Origin of the sequence: Bombella mellum (assembly GCF_014048465.1) — a bacterium.
Lineage (GTDB): Bacteria > Pseudomonadota > Alphaproteobacteria > Acetobacterales > Acetobacteraceae > Bombella > Bombella mellum.
The window spans coordinates 335,165-350,487 of sequence record NZ_PDLY01000002.1 but is presented as its reverse complement, the minus strand read 5'-3'; the positions used below and the strand labels follow the sequence as shown (position 1 = coordinate 350,487).

Below are 15,323 nucleotides of genomic sequence, written 5' to 3'. Positions count from 1 at the left end.
TTATTTAACAGATGTTCGAGGATTATAGAAGGTTCCGGGGAGGTAGGCAACATTATGCAGGAGAGGCGCAGAGATGGCTGAAGCCACTTTTCATTATCTGGAAACAGGGCACCAGGGGTGGCTGGCCGTCCGGTGTGAGGACCATGGGGTATGCCATGTCCGTTCTGACGAGATGGCCCGTCGGGACGAAGAGAACGAGCCTCTTTATGTTCCCCTTCTGGCCATGACCCTGGCCGGGCAGCCTGACTACGTGTTCCTGCTGGCTGCCCCACGGGCGGGGGAGACGGAACCTCCCGCCCTCTGGGTCAAGCATTTCTCCTACAAGGGGGCCGTGCTGCCGTTCCGCCGTGTTGACATCCTCGGATATGAGGGGCGCATCGGTCTCCGGAACCTTCTGCGGCCAAGTCACTGCTGCACGGCCCAGCCCTGGAACAGCAGCAGCGGTGTCAACGAATTCATCGGTGACTGTAGCCACATGCTGGGCTGGGAGCAGTTCCAGCTGCACGAGGTTGCGGCCACCGAGGAGCTGCGCCAGTTCGGTGAGGACATGGCCACATTCTTCACGGCCTTCCCGTCCGTTGAGCATTTCGAAAACCTGATCAGCCGTCACGAGGGGCCTTATCTGGGCTGGCTGCTGGACGCCATGGTGCCCGTGGCCGCATGGTCCGTCATCCGGGACATGGGCCGGAGGCTTCTGGAGGATGCGACGCTGCGTGAGACCTTCCTCCGTCGTGCCGGGAAGGCCCCCTGGCGGGATGGCTGGGACTGTCTGGCCCGCTGGGTGGAAGACAGGGACAGCTACCCGGCGGAGGAGCGGGGCTGCCCTCTGGGGGATGCCGTCCTGACCTACGGGCAGCTTGATGCCCCTGCCGGCTTTGCCCAGGCAACTTTGCATACGGCCCGGGCCAGCGTGAAGCCACGCAGGAAGGTCTGCCTGATGTCCACCATCCGCAATGAGGGCATCTACATTCTGGAGTGGCTGGCCTATCACCGGAGCATCGGGGTCGAGCATTTCTTCATCTACAGCAATGACAACAACGACCGCTCCGACCTGCTGCTGAAGGCCCTGCATGACGAGGGGATCATCACCTTCATCGAGAACCCGGTCGAGCCGGGCATGTCCGCCCAGACGAAAGCCTACGGACATGGGCTGAACATCCTGCCGAACATTCTGGACTATGAATGGTGCTTCATTCTGGATGGCGACGAGTTCATCACCCTGTCACCGTCCTACCGCACCGTGGGCGACTACCTTCAGGCCTTTTCCCGCTGGGAGAGTGACGCCATCGCCCTGAACTGGAAGTTCGTGGCCTCGGAGGTCAACAGGGGCGGGCTGGCTGACCTGACCATGCCGCTGACACAGCGCAACCAGAAGATCGTCTCGCAGGGGGGGATCGGCGAGGGCTGGCGTCTCGTCAAGTCGGCGGTCCGTCCGGGGCGTGCCATCCAGTCGCGGCCTCATCACCCGGTCTGGGTGGGTGCGGAGAGTTTCACCTACAGGCTGACCGACGGGGCCGTTCATGGGTACCGCAATCCGCCGCCGGGCATCGGGGCTGATCCGGCCTTTGCCGACCATGGTAATTATGAGGACATTTACATCTCCCATTATTACTACAAGTCGATCATCGAATGGGTCTGGAAATATGCCCGCAACAGTGGGCTGGACGGAGCCATGTCCTTCGGTGTGGAACGCTACGCCGATTACTGGGCCAATGCCTTCATTTGCCAGATGAATGACCCGCATGAAGGGCGGAATGACAGGATCATGAGCCGCTCCGAGGACCTGCTGGATGAACTGACCAGACTGCGGAGCATTGACAGCATCGCCCGGGCCGAGAACGTCGTGCGTGAAACCTGGCAGGAACGTCTTCTGGCCCTGCTGGACATGGTGGAGGAAGCTGATGTCGCCTCCCGTCTGAAAGAGGAATGGCGTTACGTGCTTGATCCTCTGGTCGAGGAGAAAAAAGGCAGCATTCCCCTGCATCAGATATGACAGAAGAAAGGCCCCTCCATTTCGGAGGGGCCTTTTTCATGTCGGGGACAGGCTTCACCCCGCAGGGGTGGACTTACTGCACATGCTCGTGGAACTGGGCCGTGCGCAGGTGGCTGCGGTTGTAGTCCAGTTCGGAATGGTTGAGCTGGAGGCCGATCTCCATCGTATAGGGGCTGATCTGCGGGTTGTTTCCGGTCGGCACGTCGATGAAACGCAGGGGCGTGCTGCTGTGGCTGATGGAGACGGTCGGTGGCAGCCTGATGGTCTCCGTGAAGATTTTCTTGTCGACGATGGCCCCATCCTGAAGGATGGCGACGAAATAGGGAACCGTCACCGTGTCCGCACTGGCGGCAGGGCCACGCTCCAGCTGGAGGTTCAGGCTGACGCGGACACGGGTCATGGGGCGTTTCTGCTCGTCCCTCGGGCCGTTGCGGCAGTCGCCCTGCACGCCCAGTATGTGGGTCGAGGTCAGGCGGTGGGCGGCATCAAGTCCTTTTCCATCATAGGTGATGCGGTCCGCCACCTGGCCGGGGACGTCAAATCTGGGACAGGCGGGAGCAAAGGTGTGCGTGGTGTCCGCCTCTTCACATCCGCTCAGCAGACCAGCCAGCATGAGGGAGCCGAGGCCCGCTGCAAGGCGGGAAAAGATGCGGGGGGAGAGGGAGAATGCGGGCATCGGACTCAGAAAACTCCACAAGAAAATGGTGCAGGACATTGCAGCAGACGGCAATACGGACGATATAGAGGCCCAGAGCGGTGATGCGGAAGAGGCCATGGCCTTGCATGGAGCATCACCGGACCGTTCAACATCGTATCGTTCATCGCCTGCCTGGGGAAGATTATGTCAGAACAGACGACGCCTGTAACCTCCAACTCTGCCGTCCCCGGAGCAGATTCAGCAGCCGGGAAGCAGCCGCTGAAGATTCTTCTGGCGGGGCCGCGTGGTTTCTGCGCCGGGGTCGACAGGGCCATCCGAGTGGTCGAGGAGGCACTGCGCCGTTATGGGGCACCCGTCTATGTCCGCCACGAGATCGTGCACAACCGCACGGTCGTGGAAGGGCTGGAAGCCAAGGGGGCCATTTTCGTGGAGGAGCTGGACGAGGTTCCGCCCGATGGTCATGTGGTGTTCTCCGCCCATGGCGTGCCCAAGTCCGTTCCGGCCGAGGCGCAGCGGCGCAACCTGCTTTATCTTGATGCCACATGCCCGCTCGTCTCCAAGGTCCATAGGGAGGCTGAACGTCATTTTGCCGGTGGTGGCCCGGAGCAGCGTCACATCCTCATGATCGGCCATGCCGGACATCCCGAGGTGGTCGGCACGATGGGGCAGCTGCCGCCGGGAGCCGTCACGCTGATCAATGATGCGAAGGAGGCGTCCGAGGTCCAGCCGAAGGACGTGGACCGTCTGGCCTTCATCACGCAGACGACCCTGTCCGTTGATGACACGGCGGAGATCGTGGACATCCTGCGTTCCCGTTTCCCCAACATCGTGGGACCACGCCGGGAAGACATCTGCTATGCCACGACCAACCGTCAGATGGCGGTCAAGGAGCTGGCGGCCGAGTGTGATCTGGTGATCGTCATCGGCTCGCCGAACTCGTCCAATTCCCAGCGTCTGCGTGAGGTGGCCGAGCGGTCTCTGGCCAAGCGTGCCCTGCTGGTGCCCAAGGTGTCGGACATGGATTGGAGTGAGCTGGAAGGGGTCAGGACGCTGGGCATGAGTGCTGGGGCCTCCGCCCCGGAGAGCCTCGTGCAGGAAATGATCGAGCAGCTTTCCGTCCGCTATGACGTCACGATCGAGGAGCGTATCGTGAAGGAGGAAAACATCAATTTCCGCCTTCCGCACCCGCTCTCCGATGCGGTCTGACCTGTCATGGCCGTTTATACGGACCTGAAAGAGGAGGCTCTGAAGGATTTCCTCTCCCTGTACGAGGTGGGGGAACTCCGTTTCTTCGCTGGTATTGCGGAAGGGATCGAGAACAGCAATTTTCTTGTCGAGACGACCCGGAGCCGTTTCATCCTGACGCTGTTCGAGAAGCGCATGGACCCTGCGGAACTTCCCTGGTTCCTCGGTCTCATGGCGCATCTGGCGGAGCAGGGCATCACCTGTCCCGAGCCGGTCGTGGCGAGGGATGGCGTGGCCCTGCGTCATCTGGCGGGGCGTCCGGCCATCATGGTCAGTTTTCTTGAGGGCCGTTCCCTGAATGAGGCCACGCCGGAAGCCTGCGAGCAGGTCGGGCGTCATCTGGCACGTCTGCACGAGGCGGGGCGCAGTTACCGTGAGGAGCGGGCCAATGCTCTGGCACCGGCGGGCTGGGTCGAGCTGTTTTCCCGCTGCACGGATGGGGGGGATGACAGGGTGGCCGCCCTGATCGCCGAGACGGAAACGGCCCTGACCTCCATCGTGAAGGCATGGCCTGCCGCTGACAGCCTGCCCCGTGGGCAGATCCATGCCGACCTGTTCATGGACAACGTGTTTTTCGATGAAGGCCGTCTCTCCGGCATCATCGACTTCTATTTCGCCTGCACGGATTTCCTCGCCTATGATCTGGCCATCTGCCTGAATGCCTGGTGCTTCGAGCAGGACCGGCACTATCGGCAGGACATGGCCGAGGCCCTTCTGAGGGGGTATGAGCAGGTCCGCCCACTGACTGTGGCGGAGCGTGAGGCTCTGCCGCTTCTCTGCCAGGGAGCTGCCATGCGTTTCCTGCTGACCCGTCTCTATGACTGGGTGCATACTCCTGCAGGTGCCCTTGTGACCCGGAAGGACCCGTGGGCCTATCAGCGGCGGCTGCTCCATTTCAGGAAGGTGTCTCATGTCTGAGGCCGTGGAGGAAGAGGAGCGGGAACCCACGACACAGGTGGACATATGGACGGATGGCGGCTGCAAGCCCAATCCGGGTCCGGGGGGCTGGGGCGTCCTCTTCCGCTGTCGGGGACATGAACGGACCATGAAGGGCGGTGAGGCCGAGACGACGAACAACCGGATGGAGCTGACGGCAGCAGCCGTGGCTCTGGAGACGCTGACACGTCCCTGTGTGGTCAATCTCTATACGGACAGTGCCTACCTGCGGAATGGCATCACACGCTGGCATACGGGCTGGGTGCGCCGCAACTGGCGCAACACGGCGGGTGACCCTGTGGCCAACATGGATCTGTGGCGACGGATTCTGGAGGCGGCCAAGCGGCATAGGGTGGAGTGGCACTGGGTGAAGGGGCACTCCGGTCATGAAGAGAATGACCGTGTGGACCGGCTGGCCACCGAAGGACGGGAAGAGCTGGAAGCGGGGATGTAGATTCCTGAAAAAGGGGCTTTACGTTTTCGGGGAGTTTGGGTAGACAGTGCCCAGCTGATCCCGAATAGCTCAGTTGGTAGAGCAAGCGACTGTTAATCGCTGGGTCGTAGGTTCGAGTCCTACTTCGGGAGCCAGCCCTTTCTGCAAGTCCGGCCATCATGGTGCGGGCTTTTTTTTATGCTTTTCGTCTGTCAGGGACGTGCGGGCATATTTTTCCGTTTCCTGAAAAAAGGGGCTTTACGTTTTCGGGGAGTTTGGGTAGACAGTGCCCAGCTGATCCCGAATAGCTCAGTTGGTAGAGCAAGCGACTGTTAATCGCTGGGTCGTAGGTTCGAGTCCTACTTCGGGAGCCAGCCCTTTCTGCAAGTCCGGCCATCGTGGTACGGGCTTTTTTTGTGTCCGCTTCATGGGGGCGGGAGAGCGACGGTCTCGGAGAAGGAAACGGACAGGTCATGACAGACGGTACACCGGCACGGGGTACGGAGAGCATCAGTTACGCCACGGTGACATGGGACCAGATGCACCGGGATGCCCGCCTTCTGGCAATGGAGCTGATGCGGAGCCATCGGCCGTTCCGTGGCATCGTGGCCATCACGAGGGGCGGGCTGATTCCGGCGGCCATTCTGGCGCGGGAGCTGGGCTGTCGGCTGATCGAAAGTATTTCCGTTGCCAGCTATGAGGGCGAGGCGGGGACACAGCGGGACCCCGAGCTGCTGAAAGCGGCCGAGGCTGCCGGTGATGGTGAAGGGTTCCTCATCGTGGATGATCTCGTGGATTCAGGCGTGACGGCGCAGTATGTGCGCAGCCTGCTGCCGAAGGCCGTCTTTGCCTGCCTGTATGCCAAACCGAGGGGGCGGCCCTGCACGGATCATTTCGTGACTGAATTTCCACAGGATACATGGGTCCTGTTTCCGTGGGACATGGCCCCGCAGTTTATTGCGCCACTGAGCCGGAGAGAAGAGGCGTAGTTTTTTGAAAAAACTCTTTTTCCCCGGGAGAAAGAGACTTGCCTGAAAGGGGGAGTCCCTTTAAGAAGGGCCTCACGTCGTCGGGGCGTGGCGCAGCCTGGTAGCGCGCCTGTTTTGGGTACAGGAGGCCCCCGGTTCGAGTCCGGGCGCCCCGACCACGTTGCACAGCACGGCCAGGAGCGCCCTTAGCTCAGCTGGATAGAGCAACAGCCTTCTAAGCTGTGGGTCGCTGGTTCGAATCCAGCAGGGCGCACCAGCATGTTTTCATCGGTATCACAGAGCAGAAGATGAATACTGTTCCTGTCGTCGTTTCTTTCAATAAAAAATATACGATTCCCGCCCTCATCACGATCCTTTCCGTCATCAGGAGTTCGGCCTCTCCCGGTCGGCTGGAGTTTTTCGCCCTTCATAACGGGCTGGACAGATACATCGTCCTGCTGTGTGAAAAGCTCGTCGCATCATGGGGCGGGATCATCACTTTCGTGGACTGCCGGGATGACATCGAAGGTGTCTACAATCCCAATGCGGGCCATCATTCCAGCGAGACATTCAACACGCTGCTGATACCGTCAATTTTTTCACGATACCTCCGGACGCTCTATCTGGACGTGGACCTTCTTGTCCGGGATGATGTTCTGACCATGGTGGATGAGCTGGCCGATGACAGAAAGGTCGGGGCCGTGCGCTGTATGTACAGGAACTATACCAAATACGGCGACGACTATCACGGGTTCAGGGCCTATGCACATGATGTCCTGAAAGTCAGAAACCCGTATGATTATTTCAATTCTGGTGTCGTCGTGTTCAACAACCGGAACATCACGACCGAAGACAGGCACAGATGCGTTGATCTGATACAGAAAAGATGGGAGCATCACGACGAGGGCATCCTCAATCACGTTTTCCAGGATCACCTGCATCTCTTCCCGGCGAAATGGAACATGGACGTGTTCTTCATGGACGAGAATGCGCTGCATTTCACGCCTCCCGTCAGCAGTGATCTCCTGAAGGCAGACGGCGAGTTCTCGATCGTGCATTTTCTGGGCAGGTACAAGCCGTGGCTGAGTTCTGGTCCCAGTGTCGAAAACCGCTACATGAAAGAGTATGGTGCCCTGTGGCGGGACGTGAAGGCAGCGGTGGAGAAAATGGCCGCTGAGACGCTCTGCGGGTCCATGTGGCGGCAGATGAACAGGGTCGACTGGCAGGAGGCGTGAGAGAGGGCTTGCCTTTTCTTTTACGGCTCTGGTATCCAAAGCATGAATCTGAAACCGTAAATGGTTTGGAAGTGTTCTGGTAATGTTTTGATTTCGCTATGGCGAACATGTTTTAACTTTTGAGGGGAAAGCCCATGAGCGGGGATCGGTTACAGCGTCTGTGGATCATGGACTGGTTTGGTCACATCATCAGCCAGCCGACGCAGGGTGGCATGCTGCAGCGTCATTATATGCATCCGGGGGACTATCCTGACACGTTCGTGCTGGGTTCCTGGCCTGTCAAGACGCCGTCACGCGTCACCTTCCGGCACACGTCCTCCATTGCGGAAGGGCTGCCCGACGCCGAGTTCGTGGAAGCCGGTGAGAACCTCGTCGCTCTGGAAGATCAGGACACGGGCACATATTTCTCCATCGATCCCCGCAACAATGACACCCACTGGAACTCGGTGGCCATGTATGACTGGGAGCGTTTCATTCCGCTGACGAAAGGGATGATGGATGGTCTTTCCGTGCTTCTGGACCATGCCTATGGTGACGTGAAGATGAGCGGCCACCCGGCCCCGACCCTGATGTGGCCTTCCGTTGCCGAGAATGTCGGCAACTTCGCCTGGCTGGGCGGTTTTGCCTTCTCCATTTCCCGGAACCTGCAGAACCTCGAGAAGATCGGCCAGACACCGGCCGGTGCGTCCGTTGAGGTCACGCTGGTCAGCAACTTTGGGGACGTGGCTCGTCTCACGATCGTCCGTACCGAGAAGTCATTCGACTGAAAAGACTGACTTTAGACGAGTGAGGCTGTTGAAATACCGTCCTTCTTTTCTGAAGAAGGGCGGTATTTTTTATGAAATGACAGGGGGATGATGGCTCCTGTCGTCTGGTTGGTGCAGGGCCTCGGGTTTGCGCGGAGCGGGAAGGGTATTTGAAGCGTGGTAAAGAAACATCCTTATTCATTTGAACAGATGTGGTTTCTTGACTGTTTCGGTCATGTAATAAGTTACAACAATTACTGGCATGAGCTTGTCCGCATCCCCCTTCAGGGGTTTCTGGTGAGCGGGTACAGCGTCATGCCGCATCCGGCTCCCGAGCATTTTCAGATGAAGTTCTGGGACATTTTTGGCGGCATCGTGAAGCTGCCCCAGATGAGCCTGATATCATGGCCGGATGGTCTGGTGTCGTTCTATTGCGAAGAGAACAAGGCCTACACGGCGATTGACCCCGGGACCAACAAGACGACATGGTCTGCTCATGCAGCCGAATGGGAGAAATTCCTTCCTTTCACACGGGACGCCTTCGAGGGGCTTCTGGTGCTGACGGACCCTCTGATGGGGAAGATCAGGACAGAAGAGGGGGAGACACTGGACAGCCTGCACTTCGTCCAGGCGCATGAGCAGAAGCTGTTCACGGCCGGCTTTGGCCGGAAGCGGATTGCCGTGCGTGAGAACATGGAGGCGTTTTCCCGTATCGGGCAGCTGAAAACAGGGGAGAGCGTTTCCGTCACGTTTGCCGGATTCAGGCCAGGCCGAAAATATGATCTGGTTGTTACACGATGCGGGCAGGTTGATTTTTAAGGTCTGGAAGGGTTAGGCATGTTTATTTCTGCTCATGGCAGTTATCTGGTTGTTGGTCAGGATGGTCTGGAACAGCGTTTTCTGTGCGCCTTTTACGATGATGACACTCCTCCGCCCGCAACGGCAAGGGACCTCGTGAAGGCAGGTTACGGCATCGAACGGCGTGACCATGACATCGTGACCTTCTTCCGGAATGATGCGGGTTTCCTCTCCTCTTCTCCCAGCCTGGCCCTGTACCACATGCCGGGCGTGGATCGTTGCGAGACCTTCCGGGACATTGACCAGGCCATCCTTCCTCCGCCCCTTCCGTACATCAAGGAAGCGGAACATATCTCGAAGAAAATCCATCAGGTGGGAATTTTCAGGGACAAGCCGGGAAGCTATCCGGAGGCCTATGTGGAGAACAGGAACACCGTCGTCTCCATGAACCAGAGTTATGAATATTACTTCTGGTCAGAGGGTGGTTTCTACGAGATCAAGGAGTTCATCAAGGAACATTACGGTGAGGAAATCCTTGACTATTATGAGGCCATCAGCCCGGATTACCCGGCGGCCCGTGCTGATTTTTTCAGGTATCTGTGCCTCTATGCTGTTGGTGGTGTCTATTTTGACCTGAAGACGTCCTTCACCCATTCTCTGGACACGACCATCCGTCCGGGCGACCGTTTCCTCCTGTCCCGCTGGTATCATGGGGCACAGGTGCATCTGGAAATAGAGCACATGCCCTATGGTGAGTACGAGCAGTATTACATCATCTGTGCAGCCGGCCATCCGCTGATGAGGAGAATCATCCAGCAGGCCCTGTGCAACATCAGGGTGTACAGGCCATTCCTCAATGGGACAGGGTCTTACGGCGTGCTGCGGTTCATTGGCCCCCTGATGTATTCAATGATTGTCCATGAATACAGGAAGGGCTGCGAGGACATCGTCAGGAACATCCACAGCTGGTCAAACGGTATCCAGTACAGCATTTTCAGAAATCATGACGACCACCACAAGCATCAGCTGGGAGAGAAGCACTATTACAGGCGGGATACGCCCATAGTGACAGACGGGTATTTCCCCTGGGCGGACTGACCCGACCCGTTCATGGGGCTTTAATCTCTCCTTGACGATGAAGGGGCGTATGGTAGCCTTCCTATAGCCCGCTGTGGTGAGGGCAGGTGCTTCCTGTCCTCAGGATGACGGCTCCGTCATGTCCGGACAGTGGGATGTTTGCTCTCAGGAAGAAGGCGACAGTCATCATGAAAAACAGGGTGAAATTTACGTCATGCTTTTCGCTGGTTCTGGCGTCTCTCTTCGTGACGGCCGTTCCGGCCCTGTCCCAGGAAAAGGGACCTGTCCCGGGAAAGGCGGACGTTTCTTTTTCCCTGAATGACCAGAAGCATCTGGCGTTTCTGGATGATCTGGAACAGCGTACCTTCAGCTGGTTCTGGGACACGGCCAACCCCAAAAATGGTCTGGTCCCGGACAGGGCTCCCCTGATGAATGGAGCCGCCAGCATTGCCAGTGTGGGGTTCGGTCTGACAGCCTATGGCATTGGCGTGGAGCGGGGCTACATAACCCGGCAGCAGGCCGTGGAGCGTACGCTGGTGACGCTGCGTTTTCTGGAAGGACTGCCCCAGGGGGAGGCTGTCAGGGGCACGGCCGGGTCGCACGGTTTTTTCTATCATTTTCTGGACCCCAACACCGGCCTGAGGGTTGCTGACTGGTCCGAACTTTCCAGCATAGACACGGCCCTGCTGATGGGCGGCGTGCTGTTCGCCCAGTCTTACTATGACCGTCAGGATGCCCGTGAGCAGGAGATAAGGAGGCTGGCGGATCGGCTCTACCGTCGGGTGGACTGGCGTTGGATGCGGGGTGATGACAGCGAGTGGCTGAGCATGGGCTGGATGCCACCGGGTCATTTCCTGTCTTCCCAGTGGAAGGGCTATAATGAAGGAATGCTGCTTTACATCATGGCTCTTGGAGCACCGGAACACGGTCTGCCGGAAGGGTTGTGGGACCGCTGGACGGAGACGCAGCGGGGGCAGCAGGGCAGCTTCTACGGCCATAATTTCCTGAATTTCGCCCCCCTGTTCGGGCACCAGTACAGCGAGTGCTGGGTGGATTTCCGGCACATTCAGGACAAGGCCAGTCTTCAGCGGGGGTATGACTATTTCCAGAACAGCCGGGAGGCCGTCTATGCACAGAGGGAGTACGCAGTGCGTAATCCCGGTCACTGGAAAGGCTATGACGGATCGGTCTGGGGACTGACGGCATCGGATGGTCCTGGAGACAGCGTGCAGGAAGTGGATGGGGAAAAACGTCATTTCCTGGCCTACAGTGCCCGGGGTGCTGGGAAGGATTATGTGCTGGATGATGGCACCATCGCCCCGACGGCTGTTGGCGGCTCCGTGGCCTTTGCCCCGGAAATTGCCCTGCCGTCCCTGGAAGAGATGAAACGCCGTTATGGCAATGTCATTTACAATCGGTACGGGTTTGTTGATGCGTTCAACCCCAGTTACCGTGTCAATGACGGTTTCTGGGTGGATGGCCAGCAGCTGGGGATTGATCAGGGGCCGATCCTGCTGATGAGCGAAAATCTGCGAAGTGAATTCGTCTGGAACGTGATGAAGAAGAACCCCTATATCCGCTCCGGCCTTCTGAAGGCAGGTTTTACGGGGGGATGGCTCTGTCAGGGGACGTGCGGCAGATAGGCAGATCAGTGGCCGTGACATTTCTGGGAGAGATGAAAGATAATTTTTGAATGATTTGTTAATGACTGGTAAAAACTCCTCTATCGTCAGGTGCAGCACGCCATGGTTATCAGCACGACCTGACGTTGATCAGGAGTTTTTCTGTGCATTATATAATGGATCGGTTCGGGAAGGTTCTAATATTTGATGGCGAGCGGCTGTCATTCAGGTTGCTGAGATCCATTTTAGGTGATGAGGCCGTTTATTTCTCACCCAGAACAGGGAATCTCTTTCACAAGGGGCGTGAATGTTATCTTGATGAGGCAGGAGGCCGGTTCATAATCGGAGACCTGCCCAATGATGACATCGTTTTCGAGACGGCCAGTTCGTTCCTTCACATATATTCCTATGGCATCCTTTTTGCCGCTGATGCTGAAGGCACCATCCGGCTGACGCATCAGAAAATCCTTGAGGCAAGATTTTTTCTCGTCCCGGAAAATACCTTCACGCTTCTGGCGCATTTTTTCCAGAATGGCCTCACCTATGCGGGTGAGACGGAAAAGAGAGAGGTCAAGGTTCATGACTTCGTCATTGATGATGGTGAGAACCGTTTCAGTCTGGAAGCCAATATCAAGGTATCCCTGCATGACGAGCGGATCGTGCTTCTCACGGAAGAAGTTTTCCTGATCGAGATCGAGAAATATCGTCCCCTTGTCTATTTCTGTGCCTTTGGAGGTGAGGGGTATCTTGAGACCCTGTTCACCTCCATACGGTCTTACATGATGTTCTCCAAGGCGAACCTGAATTTTCTCATTTTCACGAACATTTACGATGTCGACCTGCCGCCTGATCTCAAATATGCGCCCGTCAGGATCATCAGGATGCCTTCCGTGGCCATGAACAGCCGGTATTATAAAAGATACAGCCCGGAGATTGCCGAATATTTCCGTGAATACAGCCCCATCGTGTATTCGGATGCCGACATCATCTGCAACAATGACATTACGGACATGCTGCGCACGGTCCATGCCAGCAACAGGTTCTTCATCGCCTGTGAGTGTGGAAGACGGACAAAGGACTTTGTCCTGCGGTCCGGCTGGTTCATCGGTTCGTTCCTCCTACGGGACAAGAGCCTCTCGGAGGATGATGTAAGGCCCGTCAACTCAGGCTTTTTCGCCTTCCGGTCATTTCAGGAATTCAGCTTCATCAGCCAGGCCATGCAGATGATCGCACATAACATCATCAAGCTGGAAGGGTTCAATAACAATGTCCTAGACCAGTCCTCACTGAACTATCTTCTCATAAAGTTCTGTGAGTATGACTGTTTTTATCTGAATGACATTGTCATCACATGGCCAGACAGTGATTTCAGCAAGATCGCCCGTGCAGGTATCGTGCATTTCTGCGGCCATGGAAATCTGATCGGCAACTTCGAGACCAAGGAAGAAGGGGTCAAGGCCTATTTCGACTATGTCCAGTCTGTCGTGAAGGCAGAGCAGCAGCAGGCCATCCCCGCAGAAGCCGAGAAAGAAGAGGAGGTGCAGTAACGGTTCAGGGTGCCTCCCTGAACTCAGGAAAGGCAATATGCTCGGCCTGACCGGTGAGGGAGGCTGAAGGGGACTTGATGCCAGCCGTGGCATTCCTGATGATGAAGGTTTCAAAGCCATCCCGTACGGCATGGCGGGCCGTGGCAAGGACACAGACTTCCAGCGCAACGCCGCACAGAAAAACCCGCCTGATCCCCAGTCCTTGCAGCAGGGAGGTCAGGCCGGTGGCCGTTCCGGCATCATCATAAAAAGCTGAGTTGGAATCAGCCGTAGGGGCCAGGCCCTTGCGGATGACATGCGTGACATGGGCCTGGTCCAGCCCATCCAGCAGGGCGGCACCGTGGCTTCCTGCCAGACAGTGTATCGGCCATAGGCCTCCCTGTTCCCTGAAGGAACAGTGTCCGGCCGGGTGCCAGTCCTGTGAGGCGATGACGGCCCGGAAACCGGCCCGGGACAGCTGGTTGATGACAGGAAGCAGGGCCGGGCCATCGGGAACGGGCAGGGCTCCACCCGGCATGAAGTCATTCTGCATGTCGATGATGAGCAGGGCATCCTGCGGGGTGATGTCTCCAGTCCGGAACTGCGTGCCGTTCATGGTCATGATGTCATGCCGTCTTCTGGGAAGGTTTCATGCGGGTGACAAGAAGCTGGTTGATGCGGAACCGTTCGACGTCCACCACCTCGAAACGGAACCCCGCCACTTCTACACGGTCCGTCTTACGGGCCATGCGGCGCAGGCGATGGGTGATGAAACCGGCGATCGTGTCAAACTCGGCATTGTCGTGGAAGAGGGGGATGTCCAGTTCCCTGATGACATCCAGTATGGGAGCCGCCCCGTCAATGAGCCATGAGTCATCATCACGGCGGACGATGGCCTGTTCCTCGAAAGGATTGGCCAGACCGTCCATCAGGGCCCCCATGATGTCCTTGTAGGTGATCAGGCCGACAATCAGGCCATATTCATTGAAGATGAGCGCAAAACCGGCCCCGTGCGTGTCAAACTGGGCCAGGGTTTCCCAGAGGTTCAGCGTGTCAGGGAGGGACAGCACGTCCCGTCGCATGTTGAAGATCTGCTTTGGGGGAGCTTTCTGCGGGTTGGTCAGCGTGGCGGGTTCATCCACGACGGCCACCAGCACGTCTTCCGCCCGGATGGACCCGACGACCTTGTCCAGCGACCCGTCGCAGAATGGATAGCGGGAATAGGGACGGACCCTCACCTTGTCGCGCTGGCTTTCCAGACTTTCATTGACATCCAGATAGACGATCTCGTCCCGTGGCGTCATGGCGGAGGTGACGGACCGGTTCTGAAGAGCCATGACGTTCTGGATCATCTGGTGTTCCTGCTCCAGCAGGACACCGGAGGCCGTTCCCGCTGCCAGAATGGCCCGGAGGTCTTCCGGTGTCACGGCCTCCACCGTGGCCGTGGCGGGGATGCGGAGCAGTTTCAGTATGAGGTCGGCAATGTGGGAGAAAATCCATACGGCCGGATAGAGCAGGCGCAGGGTGAGGGCAGGGAACCAGCCCACGGCCAGGGCGATCCTGTCCGGGGCGTTCATGGCCGTACGTTTGGGCAGCAGGTCGGCAAAAAGGACGAACAGCCCCGTCACGAGAATGAAGGAACTCAGGGACCCGATCTTGTCAGCCAGAGGCGTGGAAAGGCCCATGCAATGCAGGCCTGCGGCGAAGGGTTCGCTCAGCAGGGCATCACCCACCACACCGCCAAGAATGCCGACGGCATTGAGGCATATCTGGATGGCCGTCATGACCTGCCCGCTGTTCCGGCGGAGACGCAGGAAGGCCCGTGCCCGTTTGTCACCTTCCTTGGCCAGTGCCCGCATGCGGGTTTCCCGTGCTGCGGCAAAAGAGATTTCGGACAGGGAAATGAGAATGGAGATGCCGATGAGTACGGCCGTGACCAGAAGGCCGACGATCAGCATGATGAGGGGATGGTGACTGGGTGATGTGGTGGGCATGCGCTCTCTCTGTCGCTGCCTGTCAGGGCAGCAATTATTGACGGCATGATAGTGGAGTTGGAAGAGGTTTCAATCGCTTTGTGAAGCCGACA

Annotated in this window: 14 protein-coding genes and 4 tRNA genes; 15 read left to right on the top strand and 3 right to left on the bottom strand. The window is 57.9% G+C overall.

The features are described from left to right. Positions 1-73 precede the first annotated feature (73 nt). Positions 74-1,993 (top strand): glycosyltransferase family 2 protein, encoded by a 1,920-nt coding sequence (locus CPA56_RS04675; protein WP_182040864.1) that lies wholly within the window; start codon positions 74-76, stop codon positions 1,991-1,993. A 73-nt stretch (positions 1,994-2,066) separates the two neighbouring features. On the opposite strand, the gene CPA56_RS04670 is transcribed toward CPA56_RS04675, so the two are convergent. Beyond that, positions 2,067-2,669 (bottom strand): hypothetical protein, encoded by a 603-nt coding sequence (locus tag CPA56_RS04670; protein WP_182040863.1) that lies wholly within the window; start codon positions 2,667-2,669, stop codon positions 2,067-2,069. A 165-nt stretch (positions 2,670-2,834) separates the two neighbouring features. Here CPA56_RS04670 and ispH point away from each other — a divergent pair, with 165 nt between their 5' ends. The 14 genes from ispH to CPA56_RS04600 all read left to right on the top strand — a co-directional run bounded on the left by ispH (position 2,835) and on the right by CPA56_RS04600 (position 13,258). Beyond that, positions 2,835-3,857 (top strand): 4-hydroxy-3-methylbut-2-enyl diphosphate reductase, encoded by a 1,023-nt coding sequence (gene ispH, locus CPA56_RS04665; RefSeq protein ID WP_182040862.1) that lies wholly within the window; start codon positions 2,835-2,837, stop codon positions 3,855-3,857. A gap of 6 nt (positions 3,858-3,863) precedes the next feature. After that, the gene (locus CPA56_RS04660; protein ID WP_182040861.1) at positions 3,864-4,814 is read left to right on the top strand and encodes a homoserine kinase; all 951 of its coding nucleotides are present in this window, start codon (positions 3,864-3,866) and stop codon (positions 4,812-4,814) included. Continuing rightward, a complete protein-coding gene (rnhA, locus tag CPA56_RS04655; protein ID WP_182040860.1) occupies positions 4,807-5,286 on the top strand; it encodes a ribonuclease HI in 480 nt (159 codons plus the stop codon). Before CPA56_RS04660 ends, rnhA begins: the two co-directional genes overlap by 8 nt. A gap of 58 nt (positions 5,287-5,344) precedes the next feature. After that, positions 5,345-5,420 (top strand) — tRNA-Asn (locus tag CPA56_RS04650). 143 nt (positions 5,421-5,563) lie between these two features. Further along, positions 5,564-5,639, top strand: a tRNA-Asn gene (locus CPA56_RS04645). 99 nt (positions 5,640-5,738) lie between these two features. Further along, on the top strand, positions 5,739-6,254 hold the full coding sequence (gpt, locus tag CPA56_RS04640; RefSeq protein ID WP_182040859.1) for a xanthine phosphoribosyltransferase: 516 nt from the start codon (positions 5,739-5,741) through the stop codon (positions 6,252-6,254). 81 nt (positions 6,255-6,335) lie between these two features. After that, positions 6,336-6,412 (top strand) — tRNA-Pro (locus CPA56_RS04635). Positions 6,413-6,433: 21 nt separating this feature from the next. Beyond that, positions 6,434-6,510: transfer RNA gene (locus CPA56_RS04630), tRNA-Arg, on the top strand. Between the two features lie 31 nt (positions 6,511-6,541). Beyond that, positions 6,542-7,468, top strand: coding sequence for a glycosyltransferase family 8 protein (locus tag CPA56_RS04625; RefSeq protein ID WP_182040858.1), 927 nt, complete (start codon positions 6,542-6,544; stop codon positions 7,466-7,468). Positions 7,469-7,602: 134 nt separating this feature from the next. After that, complete coding sequence (locus CPA56_RS04620; protein ID WP_182040857.1) at positions 7,603-8,235, top strand: hypothetical protein; 633 nt, start codon at positions 7,603-7,605, stop codon at positions 8,233-8,235. Between the two features lie 189 nt (positions 8,236-8,424). Continuing rightward, positions 8,425-9,033 carry a hypothetical protein gene (locus CPA56_RS04615; protein ID WP_182040856.1) on the top strand — a complete coding sequence of 203 codons (609 nt, stop codon included), beginning with the start codon at positions 8,425-8,427 and terminating at the stop codon, positions 9,031-9,033. 18 nt (positions 9,034-9,051) lie between these two features. Beyond that, positions 9,052-10,110 carry a glycosyltransferase family 32 protein gene (locus CPA56_RS04610; protein ID WP_182040855.1) on the top strand — a complete coding sequence of 353 codons (1,059 nt, stop codon included), beginning with the start codon at positions 9,052-9,054 and terminating at the stop codon, positions 10,108-10,110. Between the two features lie 167 nt (positions 10,111-10,277). Then, positions 10,278-11,732 (top strand): glucoamylase family protein, encoded by a 1,455-nt coding sequence (locus tag CPA56_RS04605; RefSeq protein WP_182040854.1) that lies wholly within the window; start codon positions 10,278-10,280, stop codon positions 11,730-11,732. A gap of 209 nt (positions 11,733-11,941) precedes the next feature. Further along, positions 11,942-13,258 carry a glycosyltransferase gene (locus CPA56_RS04600; protein ID WP_182040853.1) on the top strand — a complete coding sequence of 439 codons (1,317 nt, stop codon included), beginning with the start codon at positions 11,942-11,944 and terminating at the stop codon, positions 13,256-13,258. Positions 13,259-13,262: 4 nt separating this feature from the next. On the opposite strand, the gene CPA56_RS04595 is transcribed toward CPA56_RS04600, so the two are convergent. Continuing rightward, entirely contained in the window at positions 13,263-13,859 is a 597-nt protein-coding gene (locus CPA56_RS04595) for an isochorismatase family protein (protein WP_182040852.1), read from the bottom strand. A 4-nt stretch (positions 13,860-13,863) separates the two neighbouring features. Then, a complete protein-coding gene (locus tag CPA56_RS04590; protein ID WP_182040851.1) occupies positions 13,864-15,231 on the bottom strand; it encodes a hemolysin family protein in 1,368 nt (455 codons plus the stop codon). Positions 15,232-15,323 lie beyond the last annotated feature (92 nt).

Bases quoted from the DNA above. Each gene is read 5' to 3' on its own strand.
- CPA56_RS04675 (WP_182040864.1), top strand. From the start codon at position 74: ATGGCTGAAGCCACTTTTCATTATCTGGAAACAGGGCACCAGGGGTGG.
- CPA56_RS04670 (WP_182040863.1), bottom strand. From the start codon at position 2,669: ATGCCCGCATTCTCCCTCTCCCCCCGCATCTTTTCCCGCCTTGCAGCG.
- ispH (WP_182040862.1), top strand. From the start codon at position 2,835: ATGTCAGAACAGACGACGCCTGTAACCTCCAACTCTGCCGTCCCCGGA.
- CPA56_RS04660 (WP_182040861.1), top strand. From the start codon at position 3,864: ATGGCCGTTTATACGGACCTGAAAGAGGAGGCTCTGAAGGATTTCCTC.
- rnhA (WP_182040860.1), top strand. From the start codon at position 4,807: ATGTCTGAGGCCGTGGAGGAAGAGGAGCGGGAACCCACGACACAGGTG.
- gpt (WP_182040859.1), top strand. From the start codon at position 5,739: ATGACAGACGGTACACCGGCACGGGGTACGGAGAGCATCAGTTACGCC.
- CPA56_RS04625 (WP_182040858.1), top strand. From the start codon at position 6,542: ATGAATACTGTTCCTGTCGTCGTTTCTTTCAATAAAAAATATACGATT.
- CPA56_RS04620 (WP_182040857.1), top strand. From the start codon at position 7,603: ATGAGCGGGGATCGGTTACAGCGTCTGTGGATCATGGACTGGTTTGGT.
- CPA56_RS04615 (WP_182040856.1), top strand. From the start codon at position 8,425: ATGTGGTTTCTTGACTGTTTCGGTCATGTAATAAGTTACAACAATTAC.
- CPA56_RS04610 (WP_182040855.1), top strand. From the start codon at position 9,052: ATGTTTATTTCTGCTCATGGCAGTTATCTGGTTGTTGGTCAGGATGGT.
- CPA56_RS04605 (WP_182040854.1), top strand. From the start codon at position 10,278: ATGAAAAACAGGGTGAAATTTACGTCATGCTTTTCGCTGGTTCTGGCG.
- CPA56_RS04595 (WP_182040852.1), bottom strand. From the start codon at position 13,859: ATGACCATGAACGGCACGCAGTTCCGGACTGGAGACATCACCCCGCAG.
- CPA56_RS04590 (WP_182040851.1), bottom strand. From the start codon at position 15,231: ATGCCCACCACATCACCCAGTCACCATCCCCTCATCATGCTGATCGTC.